This is a genomic window from Amycolatopsis sp. lyj-90 (assembly GCF_046549035.1).
Taxonomy (GTDB): domain Bacteria; phylum Actinomycetota; class Actinomycetes; order Mycobacteriales; family Pseudonocardiaceae; genus Amycolatopsis.
The window spans coordinates 517,188-533,154 of record NZ_JAJPWP010000001.1; the positions used below are offsets into that span (position 1 = coordinate 517,188).

Sequence of the window (15,967 nt, forward strand, 5' to 3'; positions counted from 1 at the left end):
ATCCAGGAGAATCTTCGCCCGTCCCGCACTCTGAGTCGAGTAGCGGTGAGGGCCTCGTAGGCACTTCCACTCGGATCGGGAATCTGCCATAAGCAATTGGCGGAATATCCAACCTGAATAATCCGGAGATGCTTCTTTGAATCATTCTTTATGGTAACCTCAGGTTCGAGGTAATTGCCCTGTCCTGGACCTTCTTCTAAGCTTGAAATCTTTAAGGTTGCCCAAATCGAAAAGTTATCGACCTGTTCACGCTTCTTTTCGTGGTTTGCGCGAACAAATGTCACAAGCGCTAAAACTAGGGCTCCGGTAGACGCCCATGAGGGAACGTTGCCCCAATCTGGCCAACCCATGATTGATTGAGTTTCCTTTTGTCGTGTAACTGTGAATCCGATCTCGCCTTGAGGGTCAAGTCGAACTGATGGACGCTTCCGTTACAGTTGCCATGAACCGTGATCAGATTGTAACTTTCTCGGCGAGTGAGTAAGACATCGCAGTGCGTAGAAATATTGCCGGATGTGTACCTCACGTCGATCGTCGATCGCTCCTATCGCTCCTATCGCTCCTATCGCTCCTATCGGTGCTGGCCTTGCTGGCCGCGATCCGGCAGTTGTCACTGCGTGGCGCCTCTGCTGAGGTGATTCGGCCAACGGGCCGCCTGCTGCTGTTCTCGAGTCTTGTCACGCTGGCGTTGAACGTGGCTGAACCGCTCATTGCTGAAAAGATCCGTCGGGTACTGTTCGATGCAGCCAGCCCGCACCTGCTTATCGTGTGGGCAGATCTTTAGGGGGCGACATTAGCGGGGCTTTCCAAAGAGACGCGGCCTAGGTTGGGCCGTTCCCCTCCCTATGATCTGTGCCAGAGAGATCGTCCTCCCATAGGCGATAACTGCCGCCCTCGACCGAAAGATCAACTTCCCAGTCCTCAATTAAGGTCTCATCAAATTCGAACACCCCGATCGGGTCGTCCGGCGCCCAGGAGAGAACGAACGTGAACCGGCAAGCAACTGCGGCATCACCCTGGACGTACTCCAGTTCGCCGTTAAGTGGACTGTCGCGAGCGATCATGGTGCTGCCCGTGGCGTCGAACTTGCCTGTGAACTCGAATTCCAGCTGAGCTGGCGGGGTACTCTCGAACTCGATCCGGTCAATGGCGACTCTAGACCAGTCGATGCTGAAGGCGTCTACATCCGGAACTCCCATACGCTCGTTGTTCTCGAATGCATCGGCGACATCCGATGAGACGCGCCTTACCAGGTCAGATAACGGAGCGCTGAGTGCCCCACTCAGCCGCCCGCCAACCACTTTCTCAAGTACGGTCACTGCCCCTCGGCCACGCTCATTTAGCCGGAACCCGATCTTCCACAGCTCGTCGCCAACCTCGACCTCTTCGATCCTGAATGCGAAAAAGTCGGCTTTGCCTTCTCCTAGCTCGGCGAGTCTCTGGACGACCGCAGGGGCGAGCTGCTCGAAAGTATTTCGCGTTTCCGCGTCGCTGAGATCTGCCCCTGTGGCCTCAAGCAGGGCGCCCCCAAGTTTTGACGATTTACCGAACGCCATCACTTGTCGTGCCACGCCGGGGGAAAGCTTTGACGCTTTCGTAAGCGTCAATTTTACCAGTAAGGTTTCAGTGAAATCGTGATTACTCTTCATCTGGTTGCAGGGGCCGCAGATCGGAGCAAGATTGTAGAGCGCGTGTACGTCATAGTCATTGCGCAACCCAAACATTTCCTTCAAGCGAAGAAGTTCACTTTCTCCTGCGTCCTTGGGGAGAATGTGATCAATTTGTAGGTCAAGATAGCCCTTGTATTCCCGACACGAGTGACACTGCTGATCCCAGGCTCTGCATAGGATGTGCCTCAGGAACTGATTGCTTCCGTTATTCTTGTATCGTACCTCTGGCAATGCCACACTCCTTAATGTACTGCAAAACTAAGGCTAGTCGAGCACTTGTGAACAAAGTAGGGTCGTCCACTTAAATACGCTAGCCATGGTTTTGGCTCGTTCAGGATACCGGATGTCCCGAGTAGTCGCCGCACACTGACCTTAGCGTGGTCCAACGGCCTTCACTGACTTGGCAAAGCACGGCGGCTGAAGACCATAGGAGGACCAGCCATGCTCCATTGACATCCCCACATTTCGAGCCAGACGTGACGCTCGCCTATCGCCGTGCGGGCAGTATCGGCGATCCACAAGTTCGAGCTTGGGGCTTTTCCTGCGCATCACTACTACGGGAAAGGCTCTTCGTATCGCAGGGGCATAGCTTCAACGCGCACGGCACTACCGATCCACCAATGAGACACTCGCCTAGCGGGTTTGCTCGCGAGTGAAGCTTGACCTGCAATGTATTCGAGCCGCTGATGCCCGCGACTTAGTTTTTGGGGGGCTGTGGAAGTTCGTAGCGGAATCGGATGGGTTGAAGGGCGTCTTCGTTGGGTGTCCAGTTTTCGAAAATGTGAGTCTTTCCGCCGCTGGTTTCGTAGCTGTCGTTGACGATGATTTCGCTGACGACGAAGAGGTCGGTGACGTCGGGGCCGTGTGCGTGGTTGACTTCGTTGACAGTGAGCTCGACGGCGGCAGCGGCGCCGGTGGTGCCTTTGACCTCAACGTGTAGTTCTTCGCCTTTTCGTCGGCATTTGAGGTCATAGGGTTTGCCGAGTTCGGTGACGTGCCAACCGAGTTTCTCATAGTAGGTGGTCGCGGTCGTGACGGCGTGTTGCTCGACAGCTTTGCGTTTCTTGGGGTCCTGAAGTCGGCCGGGGCCCGAACTCGTAGTTGCGCGCCGGCTCTTGGCCCCAGGCTGTGGGAGGCGGGCGCCGGGAGCCCGGGCCAGTTTGATGGTGGGGTGCTGCTTCGGATCGTCGGGCAGGGTGACCGCGTCGGCGAGGTGCGCCGCGGTGAAAAGGTGGATTGGGTCGAAGTGGGCGATCTTACCGAAGCCGCGGTGTGTGCCGGAGACCTTGAGTTGCCTGCTGGCTTCGGCGGGGAGTGGCCCGTCGGGGCCAAGTGGGACGTCGGCGGCCGTGCCGAGGGGGATGATGCCGAAGTGGTAGGGGTAGATCAGCTGGTCTTGATCGAGTTCGTCGGGCCAGTGCTTGGCTTCGGTGGGGTAGAAACTGCTGGTGGCCTGGCAGATGTGCAGGTTCGCCGACCGGCTGAACCATTGCTCGTCGGTGACTCGTGGTGAGGCGCCTTCGGCGAAGACGACGAAGTCGAAGGTGGCGCCACTGAGGTCGTCGGGGAGTTCACGGAAGCCCCAGGTGCAGGTGTCGAGGCCGTGCTGGAGGTTCTCGAGACTGTCTTGCCCGACGTAGACCATGAGGACAGGACGTGTCGTTTCGACAGCGAACCCGAGACGCTCGAGGTGGCGCTTGACGGTGGCTCGTCCGCCGGTGAAGTCGCCCGGTCGCAAGGCGTGGCCGTCGATGTATCGGTGCGCCACTCCGACGATGGCTTTCGACGGGTATCGCTTGCCGTCGTGGACGAGCTCGTACTGCCTGGCCACGTCGAAGCCGTAGGTCGCGAAGAACGCGCCGGGGTCACTGTCGTACTCGGCGAGCGTCTTCAGGACGGCTTCTGTCGTGACGTCGGTGTAGGCCATGATCGAAGCTTAGGATGAGGTGCCGACAATTTTCGGCGGGATCAGCTGCTCGAGGTAGGCATGAGTGTCCGGATCGGTGGATTAGAGCCGGCAGCCCCGGCTGCCGCGGGTGAGCAGTACGCGGTAGACGTTGAGCGCCAGCTGCCGGTACCGGCCGGGGGTGACGTCGCTCATCGCGGGGTCCTTGCTGTACTCGGGATGTGCTTCCCCCTGACCGTTGCGGCGGACGAGGTCCGGACCCATGATGGCCGCGCTGTAGGGGTACTCGAGGCCCTGGAGTTGCCCCCTGGAGTCGGACACCTTGATTCCAGACACGGGTCTGGAGGGAGGATGTCCTGGTGTCCCGTAGGTCGAGGTATCCGGAGCAGCTCCGTCGCGACGCCGTCGAGCTGGTCAACTCCAGTGACCGGCCGTTGCGGCAGATCGCCCGCGAGCTAGGCGTCAACCACGAAACCCTGCGCTCGTGGGTGACTGCGGCCAAGCAGGCCGCCGACGTCGGGTCGGCGGAGGATCCGGCGGTCGCCGACGAGGTCCAACGACTGCGGAACCGGGTCGCTGAACTGCAGAAAGAGAAGGAGATCCTGCGCAAAGCAGCCGCCTATTCTGCGCGCGAGATGGATCGATGACCTACCGCTACCGATTCACCTCCGAACATCGCGCCGAGTTCGGTGTGAAGCGGTTATGCCAGGTCCTGGGGCTGCGCTGGCAAGGCTTCTACGAATGGGTCGTCGCCGAAACGGCCCGGCGGGCGGAAGTCGAGGCCGAACTAGTCGCGCTGATCACTGAGATTCATGCCGAACACCGTGGCGCCTACGGGTTCCGCGGATCACCGCCGAACTGCACCGCCGCGGCCTCGCGGTGAACCACAAGCGGGTCGAGCGGCTGATGCGTGAACACGGGCTGGCCGGGATCACCCGCCGCAAACGCCGCTCGACAACCCGGCCCGCGGCCGGGCCGGTGACACCGGCGGCGGATCTGATCCGCCGTGACTTCACCGCACCTGCGCCTGGTCGGGAACATCACCTGCCTGCCCGACTTCGAAGGCTGGCTCTATCTGGCCACGGTCATCGACCTGCACACCCGCGAAATCGTCGGGCACGCCATGGCCGAGCACATGCGGACCGACCTGGTCTGCCACGCCATCGACCTCGCCGCCGCCCGCGGCTTCATCGACGATGACGCGGTGTTTCATTCCGGCCGCGGCGTCCAGTACACCTCCGGCCAATTCCGGGCCGCGCTGGCCGAGTAGAAGACCCCGGGCGTCGGTCGGGCGGGCGGGTCGGGTCCTGCTACGACAACGCGGTCGCCGAAGCCTTCTTCGCCACACTGAAAACCGAGATCGGTACCACGATCTGGCGAACCCGCAGCGAAGCCCGCCAGGACGTGTTCACCTACCTGCACTACTACAACCACACCAGACTGCACTCCACCGTCAGCCAGAACACCCCAGCCGAAACCCGAAACAACCACTACGATCAGACCACTGCCGCCTGAAACCCCGTGTCCGCCTCACCGAGGCAACTCCAGGGCCGTTGAAGCTCTTCCGGCGGGACCGATGGCGGGCAGTTGAGTCTATGTGCGGACGTCCTTGCTCTCGCCTTCGCCACTTTCACCGCAGATCCAGAGCAGGTCATCGACGCGTCCGATGGCTGCCTGTTATCAGACGCGACAGATCCCCCGCCGCACCTTGCTAGCTTGGTCATCTAGCGTGGGCGAAGTCCCGTGGTCGTGATACGCGATCTGTCAGGTCTGAGGTGTTCGTCTAGCTGCGATTAGGCTTCGTAGAGGTGTCCTTCAGCTGTTGCAAACAACGTCTCCCTGTCCGCACAAGAGGAGCGCCACGTCGCATTGCAGCCTACTGCTGAAGAGCTAAAGCTTCCCGTAAAGCTAATGCTTCCGCAGTTCCCCACGTAAACAGCTTGATATCGCGCGTACTATGGTCGACTATGTGTCGATCGAAGGCGACCAAGCATGGCGAACGGCCTGGGAGGCGGAGCTCATAAACGCCTTCATTGCTATCCAGTCGTCTAAGCCAATCGCTAACAGCCATGTTGTTGATAACAGCCTCTGCGAGATCAGTTAGGCTCGCGCTAGGATGAAGTTCAGGGACCGACAAGGTTTCATCCTCCGCATCGGAAAGCCGCACTGCGCCGCCTGTCGCTTCTTGAACCTTGTCCCGAATGTCCCGTACTCCTGCAGCGATTGCTGCTTTCGTCTCGGATGAAGATCGGGCCATGGCCGCGGTTTTGATAGCTTGCTCGGTCGCTGCCAATACTGGCTGCGCGTCACCAACGATGTCGGTGAAATCTCCAAAGTCGCTCTTGATCGAGGTATAAATACTTTGCTCAACAGTGTCGGCATAAAAGTAATTGCTGATTGTTACAATCTCAAACTTTGCGCCGATGCGATCAACGCGACCGATACGCTGCTCGACCCGCATGAGGTTCCACGGCATGTCGTAGTTAAAGAGTCGTCCGCAGGTTTGAAGGTTCAGACCTTCGCTCATGCTGTCGGTGCCTAGTAGTATGCGGATGTCGCCATCGCGAAACCGCTGTTTCAGCTCTGCCTTTGTGATTTTTTCCCAAATTTCAGTGATAGGGTTCCATTGTTCGCCCCCGCGTCCTGAATAGCACGCAACACGCTGATAAGGGCCAGCCAGCAGGTCTCTCAGGTAATCCATCGTGTCTGTATATTGTGTGAATATGACGACACTGTCATAGCCCTCTCCTATCGCCTGAGCTAGGTCGCTATAGAGTCGGTCGGCCTTGCTGTCTTGTCCGGTGAGGGCATTAATTTCGGAGATGAACGAGTCAAGTTCAGCGATCTCTGCCGACAGCAAATCGGCACTGATCATCGCCTCCGCTGCGACTGCCTCTTCCGCAATTCCGGCGTCGTCATCCTCGGTCGCATTTTTATCGTCAGCGTCAAACAGGTCGGCGAGCGCAAGCCGACGTCCAGTTGAAAGCCCTTCTCGACGGCGTTCAAGTGAAAGTCGGACCGCTTGAAAACTGCTTGTGAGGCGGCGGCGGTAGACTGTCATAATAAAGCCAAGCGCGCGATTTGCGGAGCTATCCCCAGCTGTATCCATATAGGAGTTATAGAAGCGGCTGATGTACGCCTCTATGCGCAGGTAGAGTGTTCGCTCTGTCGGCGAAAGCTCAATGAACTCATCTCGAATGGTACGTCGCGGGATAACTAGGTCGTCGGGCAGAAGCCCTTGCTGTTGGTAGCGGCGCATTGTCCCGCGAGTGTGGCGGAAAACGCGGTCCCGCATTGGTGTGTGTGCCCTAAGCCACGCATCCGCAAGCTCATTTTGCGTAGATTTCCAGCCCATGATGCGAGAGCGTGTTGGAACTGGCGGTTGATGGAGCCTCAGTACCGTACGGGAAACGACAGGCCCAAGCTGATCGACGATCCGGGTTCTAAGCCCTTCATCAATAGGTGCCCCAGGCGCATCGAGTTGGTCTCGTAGCATCCGGGTTAGGAGGAGCCAATCACGTTCCTCTGCCGGTCGGCGAAGCTCTGAGAAGTAGCGTATGAACAGGTCTGCCGACTCTGCCCACGCTCCTTGAAGGCCAAATAGCTCAACGAGATCCCACGCTTCGTGAGGTGCCATCTGCATCGGAGTTGCGGATGCCAGGTAGAGGGACTTCCACGACCCGGACCGCTTCATTAATTGAAGCAACTCGAGAAGCGTGTTGGGGGTGCCGTTGCTTCTAAGTCCGCGTCGGCGAGCATGGTGGGCCTCGTCCACAAATACGAGGTCCCAGGGGCCCGCAGCCAGAATCTGTTCCCTGCGGTCAGCGCGTCGAGCTAAGTGCGATGAGGCAAGAATAATAGGGAAAGCGGCCCACGGATTTGCGCTTACGTCGCATTCAATCTGGTTGTTATGTCGATCCAGAAACATCCCGCCCTCGTAGCGAGGCACGTCTAAGCAAATCTTTTCATGTAGTTCTTCCTGCCACTGGGAAAGTAGGCTTGCAGGAACGAGAAGTAGAGCTGTTTCGGCTCGTCCTGAAAGGATGAGTTCCCGCAAAATTAGTCCAGCCTCTACCGTTTTTCCTAGACCGACTTCGTCGGCTAGTAAATAGCCACGGGGGAAGGTCTCGACTGCGCGGACCGCAATGAGCTGCTGATGAGGAAGCGGTTCTACGCCGGCGCTCGCTATACCCACCATCGTGCGAGTAAGGGGAGCGTTTAAAATATCCAGCAGTCGTTCTCGGTCCGCAGAGACTGCTTCCGGTGCGCAATCTAAATCGTCTGAGGGACCAACTTCGTTAGCGGCTGTTGAAACGGGACCGCCACCAAGCGGGTTATCAGGTACGTCGTAGTTGCGTAGTCGTGGATCAGGGTCTTGTGATGGAGGTGCCCAACCTGCCGGAACGATGTTGATGAGCTCATCCCGAAGCGCACTAGGTACAGGCATGACGACCCAGCCGGCGTCCGGCGTCCCGTTCCAGTGCTGCTCGAGTCGTCGGATGATGTCTTGGCCGTATAGCGGCCATACAGGTTCGTGCCAGGACATGTAAACATGGAAAGTTTCGTGGTTTCCTGTCCAGCCTGCAATCGTCTCGTTGTCACTGCCGGAGAAGGCGACTTGTCGGCCAAGAGCATCAGTGAACAGACCGTACTTCGAGTGGAAGTATCGGCGTGCTTGCTCAGGTCGAAGTGGTTTTCCGAGAGAGTCGACGGGTACGCCGACTCGTAGCTCAAGCAGACCTTCGCGAAGCATCCATGCGAGTAGGCGAAGATGCTCCCGTTGGACAATGTCCACGCCTTCAGTGAGTGGCTCGAGGCACAGACGCTCCACGACTACCTTGTCCAACGGCTCGCCCCGAATGACAGCGTCAACGTCCTCATCCGAGAGTTGCGCACCGACGACAAGCTGCATGGTGCCGCCTCGGGCAGCGAAGGGTGCGAATCCAGCCGCGGCTCTGGCGAGGATTTTAGCGCTGAAGTAACCAACTAACCGCTTGTATTCGGTGGCACGTGCAAGCAGTGGCACATAGAACCGGGTGAGCGGTTGCTCGCCGGTCGAGTAGGACACTTGTAGCGGAACTCTTTGGAAGTCGGAGTTTGGGAGCGACATTTTGGAAGGCGCGTCCTCTGGTGGCAAAGATGAAGGTGATGCCGTCACCAGTCGGCTCCATCGAACAGGTCGTGCTGCTCAGGCTTGGCAGAGTCGGTCATGTCGGGCGGGAAGGAGATCGTAGGCAGGTATGTGGTGGCTACACGGTCGAGGCTGCCAGCCAGAGGTATGATAAATGCCCCGTTTAGTCGCACTCGAGGAATCGCGTTCACCAATGCCTGAACTACGGCAATGAACCGAGAGTCTTTTGCAAGGCCAGTGCGGTCAATGAGTGCCTTCGCGTTGCCTAATCCGTCTTCGTCGGCCACGTGGCAGACCGTGTGCACGGCGTCAATGAGGTTCCCGAACGTTCCTGCCTGAGGACGTACCCCTGGAGATGTGTCCTCACCGACATGTGGTCGCAGCCGTTCGCTCGGCGCAAGCAGTCGCACTGTCCCGGCCTTCTTTTCCAGAATTTTGGATCGCTGCAACTCATCGATGTCGAGTCCGCCGACTGCGAGCGCCAGACGGCGCCCCTCGTCGAACGTGGCAACGCTGTCCTGGATGACATCCCAGAAAGCGACAGTGAAGTCCGTCAATGGATCGAACTCGATGGCATGACCAACGAGGCGCGCACGCTGGACTCTAACGATCTCGGCTCGTGCAACGCTTAGTGCTTCTTCCGGGCGAAGCAAGCGAGCGCGCCCGTTCTCGTCAGCTTCACTGACGTGTACCGGCCAATGCTGGCTGACGACGCTCAAAGTAGGGCCGTACGCAGAGAGAAGAAGGTCAACACCGTCAATCCCATCGTTCCGGAACCTGGCGACTGCTTCTCTCGCCGTCTGTCGCACCTCGCCCTCGATATCTTCCAGGTATACTCCGCGGGCAGCAGAAGAGGTACTATCGCGCTTGCGGCAGATGAGCATGATGGTACTGGCGGCCGAGTTGACGCCAGACTGATGCAGTGAATGCTCAGCTTCCGTGTTTACTGGCCACGACGCCTCAATTGTGAATCCCGCCGTAAGCAGGCCCATACCGAGGGTGTCCCATGCCTCGGCCCGCTTGTGCGTGAACATCACGGTTAGGACGCCGTTATCGCGGAGTATTCGACGAGCTTCGGTGAAGATGGCGGTCATCTTCGCTTCGTAGTCTGCATCTGCGAGTGCACGCATGCGTTTACCCATGTGTGCAAACCGTGAGGCGTTTGCAACCGCCTCATTGTCTTTGTCAGCAACATCGGCCGGAAATAGCTCAGGCGCGACCAATCCGACGGTACGCTTTTCCCAAACATAGAAGAAGTCGCTGAGCTCTGCATACATCACATTATCGTAATAGGGCGGGTCCATGCATAAATGAGTAACGCTGCCGTCATGCAGAAGCGGCATGTCGGCTGCATTCCCTTGACTGACTGTTATGTCTCGGCGAATCGATTCGCTAGTCAGAGGATCGTAGCCTGTCATTGTCATTAGATTTGAAAGACCCTTATATGCATCCAGTAGCTGGCTGAGTGCCCATGCATAAAGGGCGGTTCCTTCAAATTCAGCAAATGACCATTTGAACGAAAAATCGTGACGCGTAAAGACGTGAGCAATCTTTTGTCGCGTCTGATCCCATCCGGCGGACTTTGCGTTATAGTCGACCGCTTTGCCCTGCATAGTGCCAAGCAATGTCAGTATAGCCTTTGCGCGCTCGGCAGGCATCGACTCCTGAACTTCCGCGATCAGCTCGCGATATTCCTCAACAAAGACCCCGTGTACGAGTAGCTGCCGAGACGTGAACATCTCATCAAAGCCGCACATCCCGAACAAGCGTGGGCGCGAGCTGCGACCTCGATCGCCCTTCTCGGCTAGCTGCTCTGTCGGGAGCACATCTTTCGCTCGCCAAGCAGGTAGCGCTTCTTTCAAAGCGGCCTCCGCCTCGTCGAACGCCTGCAGGTCGAGCTCATTTGGCTCCCGGAAAGTCCGGGTTCCGTCTGCTAGTCGAACTGCGATAGCATACAACATTTGAGTCATGCGACCAGCTTGCGCCTCCTGCTTAATGTAGGCCTCGTCGATGACCTCGTCGTCCCAAGGGCTCAGGCCATCGCCGCGCTTAACCGTTCCGACCCTGGGGTCAAAATCGATCTGCCTTCCGTTGCAAATCTCGAATTCTGGCTCGGTTAGTTCTATTCCGTCTCGGCGTACGACAAGGCGAACAGCTACTTCCTTGCCCTTTTGGGACCTGAGTGTCCAGTCGGGAACGAGAGGCACTGGCTTTCCCGTTCGTGGACATGCGACGGTTTGAGCCCAGATGTACGTTGCCACTTGCTCTCCCTCGCCCGAAGGGAAGAAGGTGCTGATGCGTTTCTGGACCCGGGACGCAAGGATGCCGCCCCACTTTTCCAAATCTCCGAGAAGATCGAGTCCATACTGCGCTGGATACTGAACACCACTGCGAAGCACGGCGGCAGCGACACCATTAAGGTCGTTCGCATGTGTTCGTAAACCGAGTCGCGCCGCAGCAAAGGGGATACTGCCACCGCCAGCGGTAACATCGGCAACTAGTGGCGAAGAACCCCAGGTATGCTCCAAAATTTGCGAGAGCAACCTAAGGTCTGCACCGTCAGGATGATTTCTGAATGCCTGCTTGTAAGTGTAGGGATTCGGAATACGCACGCCACTGCTGACGGCGAGGTCGTATGCCTTACGTGCTTTGATCGGGTCGCCCCAAATCCCCGTCAAATGCTTGAGCCAGCCTCGGTAACGCTCTTCGGTGCTGACATGGCCAGCGCTGGGGAAGGCGGTTGCGAGTTCGGGGGTCCACGAAGGGAGCAACCCTGCGAGGACGACTCCCGCGGCTGCAACTAGTGGACGCCGGGCCCACCAAACGTGAAGAAATGAGAGTGGCGGCAACGCACTTGCTGCCGCCCTTTCGCGCCGAGACTCGATGCCGAGTTCGGCCATCGGAAGCCAGTCCTCAGCCAAAACTCGCGGGTTGTTCATCTTTTACTCCTCAGCCAGGAACAGTCTTAGTGCGCGCCGCACACGGTCAGCTTCGGGACCTACTGCCTTGGCGTACCAATAGTAGGTCTCTTCGGTGCTCATTGAGGCGACGCTCGCGATGATCTGTCTAATTCGCCCGGGTTTGCTGACGGGCCTCGCAGCGAGAAGCGCCAGCGCGAGCCGTACACCGGCGGCTTCCTCAAGGGGTATCGGCTTCTTTCGGGTTACAGATAGCACGCTGGCTTGGTGGCCACTCGCCCGCACGGCGCCCACGAGAGCATCAAGGACTCGGGAACACTGCAGAGGAGTGGCGGTGGCTACGACCGCCGCGAGTGTGCGCTGTCCCTGAGCGTACGCCTCTTCTAAGCGAATACCATATCGATCGCTGTCGCCCTTTCCAGGCGCCACAGGTTGCAGGATGAGTCTAAATGCCCGAATGCCTGGTTGAGGTCGGGCAGCGGCAATCGCTCCCGCACTTGCTGCGCGCCGGCTCACACCACAGTCCCTTCGACGGTCAACTCAGATGGGCCCAAGTTGCGAATGACTCCGTCGACATGCTGGAACGCAGCGCCGTCGTGCGCTACACCGTTTTCTCCGAAGTCGATCCTCAGGGTCAAAGTTCCTTGAACCTCGTCTGCTGACTTAAGAAGTGGCGCGAGCTTCGTGTTCGCCTGTTGATACCCTGATTTGTCACCTTCCAGGCGCATCTCAACGACCCCATCAAGACCTGGGAACGACGCAGCAATATCTAGCGCGACCGTCACCTGCTGCTTAGGCATCTGAGCTAAGGCCATGCCGAGAAGATCGAGGTCCTGCAAACCCAAGCCAGGCTCAGCCTGTACGGTCAGCTGCATTTCAACAAGTGGCTTGTCTTTATCGGCAAGATCATCACGGAAATTTGTTAGCGCGACGCCAGCTGGGCCAGTCTTCGCGTCTATTCGCTTAGATGCAGGCCTCGCGACAGCTGACTCGACGCCGATTCTGTCTGCCTCGGTCCTGGTTAAAATGTGAAAAGCGTCCAGGCTGCGCTCGCGGATCTCCTTAACGCCGAGTGCTTTGATTCCAGGTGCAGGAGTAGCGTCTGTGACAACGAGCTTGCCTTGTCGAAACGCCTCCGCGAGCAAGTCGGTAACCTGTGTCTTCGTCGGTTCTTTCTGGCACCGCGTCTCCAGTGCGGCTCGCAGCGTAGGTCCAGTGGTGGCGGGCGCGACACTCGCGAGCACGTCGCCGAGGGTTGGCGTCCTGCCGAAGATGCCGCGGGCAGTGGCCTCATCCGCCGTATAGAGTTCAACGGTGTCGGAGATCTGGACCGCTGGTGTCGTCGATGTGGCACTATATGCCTTTTCGGCAACAGTGTCGTAATAGACCCAGCCGTCGTTGGCAATGCCCTTCTTTATCGCGTCGGTCAACAACGTAATATCGAGCAGTAGCAGCGCTGACTGATCTCGCCAAAACCAATCGACAATCTTCTTTGTGGTGCTCGATTCTGGCTTTTCCCAGGCGCGATCACGGAGCCAATTCGTTGGAATTGGCTCCGTGCGAACTTTTCCTTCGTTTACGAGCAACTCGCGAACTGTTCGTACAACACTTTTGGCAGTGTCGCCTTTCTGTGCCGCGGGAAGCTCTCGGTGCGTCAAGTTTTTGCTACTGACGTCCTTCACTGGGTAGTACACGTGTTTATAGCAGCGAGTCACCGCGATGCGAGCATTCAGGCCGCTATCATCGTACATTGACTGGACTTTTTTCTTGACCTCGTCGGTGAATGTCGCGAGACGAGTGGAGTCCGCGATGAGTGCGGCAAGCGCGAGCTGTGCACGAACTCGATCTTTGAGATCATCGACCGCGTTGGTATCCGCGACTATGAATACAGCCGCGTTGCGATATGCGCGCAGGCTGCCTGCTGCGCCTGTCCTGTCCCGCATCTCAACAACCAGTGGAGGAGGTATCGCGGCATCTGTGCCTGTGGTTGAGATGTGGTCATAGTCAAACGCAACGACGCGCAGACGTGCCTCGTCTGGGATCTCAGCAGGGCTGCTGGGGAACACAACTGCGGTAATACCGGCGTCGCTAGTAAACGACTTGGAGATAAGAGCTTTGGTCTCCTCGGTCACCCGCGTGTTCGGAACATCTCGCTTGCCATCTTCGACGATTTTATTGACGTTTGGTTCTGTGTGGAAGCGCCACCTTGCGCCGTCATAGGTTAGATGCCAGCAAACGCGCTCAGCCTCGGATAGTGCTTCGTCAAATAGTTCCGGGTCCTCGCCGACGCGAAGTGTGCCGAGAAGATACTCACTGCGCCCCGCGCCGACGCCGGTTCGCATTTCCAATGAGTGCAAGAATACCGTCGTGGCGGTCCGGGTTGCGAATGGTGGCTTTCCGGCGAACCTTTTTGAGTCGACAGTGAAGCAATGGGCGTCGTCGCCGGCGAGGTCAACCTTTGCTACGCCGGCGAAGGCGGCCCTGTCGATCGCGACAGTCAGGTGATTAAGGATTGCCAATCGGTCGAGGTTGATGTCGGCGACATTGATAACCTCGACATCTTTTTCGCTGTCCCAAATATCGGCGACAACTTCAGCGAGTAGTTTCAATGCGCCGCGAGCGCGCTGAAAATTTGGTATACTGCCCAGTCGTTTGTCCAGTACCCGGATCACCTCTGGATGGAACGGATAGCTCGCGGCAACTGTGTCTGCGTACTGTGCCGGACTCTCAGCCCCTCCAGAAAATGTGACATTGTGACTGGCCTGCTCGTAGAGGTTTCGGTAACCGTTCGCGGCCTCTTGTGCTGCTGTCGTGTCAATGTTGCTAAACAGGCGCCGTTTGAGAATTTCGGCGATCTCATTGTCGGTCGCCGGCTGGATCACCTTGCCCGAGCGTGACAGGATGCTGGCGAGCTCTTCAGTCTCTTTAGCATAGGCGTCCCCCGCCGAAGCAAGGCTGATAATGAGCACGATGCCACGGTCGCCCATAGCGAGTTCGCAAAGGTTCTTTAGGAAAACAGGGACTTGCCCAGCTGACCTACGTACATCGTCGTTCCCTGACTCTGCGACCTGCCGCAGATACTGGGCAATTTCATCAATGATCACGATAGTGCGCTTGCCGGCGAAGGCCTTCCGAAGCGTCTCGGTCCCAGGCGCGGTGCGGTGCCGGTCGGACTCGGCGAGCACTGCGTGCGCTGCAGGTCCGAGCTGCGCCCCGATCTCACCCCAGAGAGTGAAGCTTCTGGCACCGTTAGTTTCAAGGCCGTTGACCGGGTCAAGTGCATCACCAACGACCGCTGCGATCTGGACAGGCGCGTCCGGCAGTATCGCTGGATCGAGAAAGTCACCCACGGAAGGCGGCCGAGCACCACGGGCCAGGTGGTAGACAGCCATCAAGCTGTGAGTCTTGCCTCCGCCGAATGACGTTTCAGCTCGAAGCACTCCATGGTCGCCATCATCCCCCCTAGCCTCACCGAGCCTGCCGAAGGTCTTGGCGAGGAGACTCTTAAGTCCGGAGGTGGGGTAGGTCAGCTCGAAGAACGTATCTGGGTTCGCGTACACCTCATAGCCGTCGGGGTCGCGTACGACTTTGTCTAGCTGAGCGGCGAACTGGTTGTCGCTCATACCACCAGCGAGTACATCCGGACGGGGCTCACATGTCGTCTTGATGCTCCGTAGGGCATTACCCACAGTGGTGCACTCCTCACGATACGTCCCAGGCATGTCGGAGTCTCAGCCTACCGACTCGCGAGCCCCGCCGAGATCCGGTTCACTTCGTGCGAGTCGCCGGTTCGCCGTCGATCTCCCGTGTTTCTCCTTCACTGCCGCAGCTGAGCCTCGGGCAGACTGCTTGGCCGTCGAAGAGGCGACACGCCGTGCTGCCTTCGTCACCCAGTCCGCGAGCCCTGTGACCTCGAGCAACGCGAGGCCACACTTGTTGACCGGTATCGCCAGCACTTCCGCAGCGAACGGCGCACCGTCACCCGCTTCCGCGCGCCCACCCGGCGAAGCTCCACCGCTCGACATCGACCTCTGGGGTGAAGCCACGCACGAACTCATCGCAGCAAGTGCTGCGTTACACGCGACCGGCTCCGTCTTGCCGTCGGACGACTCCTCGACTATAGCCACCTCACCGCCGCCCTCGACTTCGCTCGCCACTCGTCTGTAACGACCTCTGCCCTGCTAGTGGCACCGTGATCTACCCATGCAAGCGCGCCCATGGGTTTGTTCGCGCTTTACAGGAGGGGATCGCGGAGGCTCAAACAAGCACCTTGCTGCGCAGCAGTCGAGGTGACCGCTGACCGGGAGCCGGAACCTACTAATCAGGAACGCCGGAAACACCG

11 protein-coding genes are annotated in these 15,967 nt (G+C 58.4%); 5 read left to right on the forward strand and 6 right to left on the reverse strand.

Features of this window, described 5'->3' with window-relative positions; genetic code table 11:
* Positions 1-577: 577 nt before the first annotated feature.
* Positions 578-784, forward strand: coding sequence for a hypothetical protein (locus ACLJPX_RS02030; RefSeq protein ID WP_410598436.1), 207 nt, complete (start codon positions 578-580; stop codon positions 782-784).
* A 37-nt stretch (positions 785-821) separates the two neighbouring features.
* On the opposite strand, the gene ACLJPX_RS02035 is transcribed toward ACLJPX_RS02030, so the two are convergent.
* The 3 genes from ACLJPX_RS02035 to ACLJPX_RS02045 all read right to left on the reverse strand — a co-directional run bounded on the left by ACLJPX_RS02035 (position 822) and on the right by ACLJPX_RS02045 (position 3,897).
* Positions 822-1,907 (reverse strand): HNH endonuclease, encoded by a 1,086-nt coding sequence (locus tag ACLJPX_RS02035; RefSeq protein ID WP_410598437.1) that lies wholly within the window; start codon positions 1,905-1,907, stop codon positions 822-824.
* 460 nt (positions 1,908-2,367) lie between these two features.
* Positions 2,368-3,597 carry a protein NO VEIN domain-containing protein gene (locus ACLJPX_RS02040; RefSeq protein ID WP_410598438.1) on the reverse strand — a complete coding sequence of 410 codons (1,230 nt, stop codon included), beginning with the start codon at positions 3,595-3,597 and terminating at the stop codon, positions 2,368-2,370.
* A gap of 81 nt (positions 3,598-3,678) precedes the next feature.
* Entirely contained in the window at positions 3,679-3,897 is a 219-nt protein-coding gene (locus ACLJPX_RS02045) for a DNA/RNA helicase domain-containing protein (protein ID WP_410598439.1), read from the reverse strand.
* Positions 3,898-3,935: 38 nt separating this feature from the next.
* Here ACLJPX_RS02045 and ACLJPX_RS02050 point away from each other — a divergent pair, with 38 nt between their 5' ends.
* The 4 genes from ACLJPX_RS02050 to ACLJPX_RS02065 all read left to right on the forward strand — a co-directional run bounded on the left by ACLJPX_RS02050 (position 3,936) and on the right by ACLJPX_RS02065 (position 5,091).
* Positions 3,936-4,223: a transposase gene (locus tag ACLJPX_RS02050; protein ID WP_410598440.1), complete on the forward strand. Its 288-nt coding sequence runs from the start codon at positions 3,936-3,938 to the stop codon at positions 4,221-4,223.
* Positions 4,220-4,459, forward strand: coding sequence for a hypothetical protein (locus tag ACLJPX_RS02055; RefSeq protein ID WP_410598441.1), 240 nt, complete (start codon positions 4,220-4,222; stop codon positions 4,457-4,459). Before ACLJPX_RS02050 ends, ACLJPX_RS02055 begins: the two co-directional genes overlap by 4 nt.
* 123 nt (positions 4,460-4,582) lie before the next feature.
* Positions 4,583-4,846, forward strand: coding sequence for a DDE-type integrase/transposase/recombinase (locus ACLJPX_RS02060; RefSeq protein ID WP_410598442.1), 264 nt, complete (start codon positions 4,583-4,585; stop codon positions 4,844-4,846).
* A complete protein-coding gene (locus ACLJPX_RS02065; RefSeq protein WP_410599077.1) occupies positions 4,822-5,091 on the forward strand; it encodes an integrase core domain-containing protein in 270 nt (89 codons plus the stop codon). The genes ACLJPX_RS02060 and ACLJPX_RS02065 overlap by 25 nt, the downstream gene beginning before the upstream one ends.
* A gap of 361 nt (positions 5,092-5,452) precedes the next feature.
* On the opposite strand, the gene ACLJPX_RS02070 is transcribed toward ACLJPX_RS02065, so the two are convergent.
* The 3 genes from ACLJPX_RS02070 to ACLJPX_RS02080 form a co-directional block, all read right to left on the reverse strand.
* Positions 5,453-8,488: a DEAD/DEAH box helicase gene (locus tag ACLJPX_RS02070; protein ID WP_410598443.1), complete on the reverse strand. Its 3,036-nt coding sequence runs from the start codon at positions 8,486-8,488 to the stop codon at positions 5,453-5,455.
* A 242-nt stretch (positions 8,489-8,730) separates the two neighbouring features.
* Positions 8,731-11,646 (reverse strand): DUF1156 domain-containing protein, encoded by a 2,916-nt coding sequence (locus tag ACLJPX_RS02075; protein ID WP_410598444.1) that lies wholly within the window; start codon positions 11,644-11,646, stop codon positions 8,731-8,733.
* A 491-nt stretch (positions 11,647-12,137) separates the two neighbouring features.
* Complete coding sequence (locus ACLJPX_RS02080) at positions 12,138-15,248, reverse strand: ATP-binding protein (protein WP_410598445.1); 3,111 nt, start codon at positions 15,246-15,248, stop codon at positions 12,138-12,140.
* Positions 15,249-15,967 lie beyond the last annotated feature (719 nt).

Bases quoted from the DNA above. Each gene is read 5' to 3' on its own strand.
- ACLJPX_RS02040 (WP_410598438.1), bottom strand. From the start codon at position 3,597: ATGGCCTACACCGACGTCACGACAGAAGCCGTCCTGAAGACGCTCGCC.
- ACLJPX_RS02055 (WP_410598441.1), top strand. From the start codon at position 4,220: ATGACCTACCGCTACCGATTCACCTCCGAACATCGCGCCGAGTTCGGT.
- ACLJPX_RS02070 (WP_410598443.1), bottom strand. From the start codon at position 8,488: ATGCAGCTTGTCGTCGGTGCGCAACTCTCGGATGAGGACGTTGACGCT.
- ACLJPX_RS02075 (WP_410598444.1), bottom strand. From the start codon at position 11,646: ATGAACAACCCGCGAGTTTTGGCTGAGGACTGGCTTCCGATGGCCGAA.
- ACLJPX_RS02080 (WP_410598445.1), bottom strand. From the start codon at position 15,248: ATGAGCGACAACCAGTTCGCCGCTCAGCTAGACAAAGTCGTACGCGAC.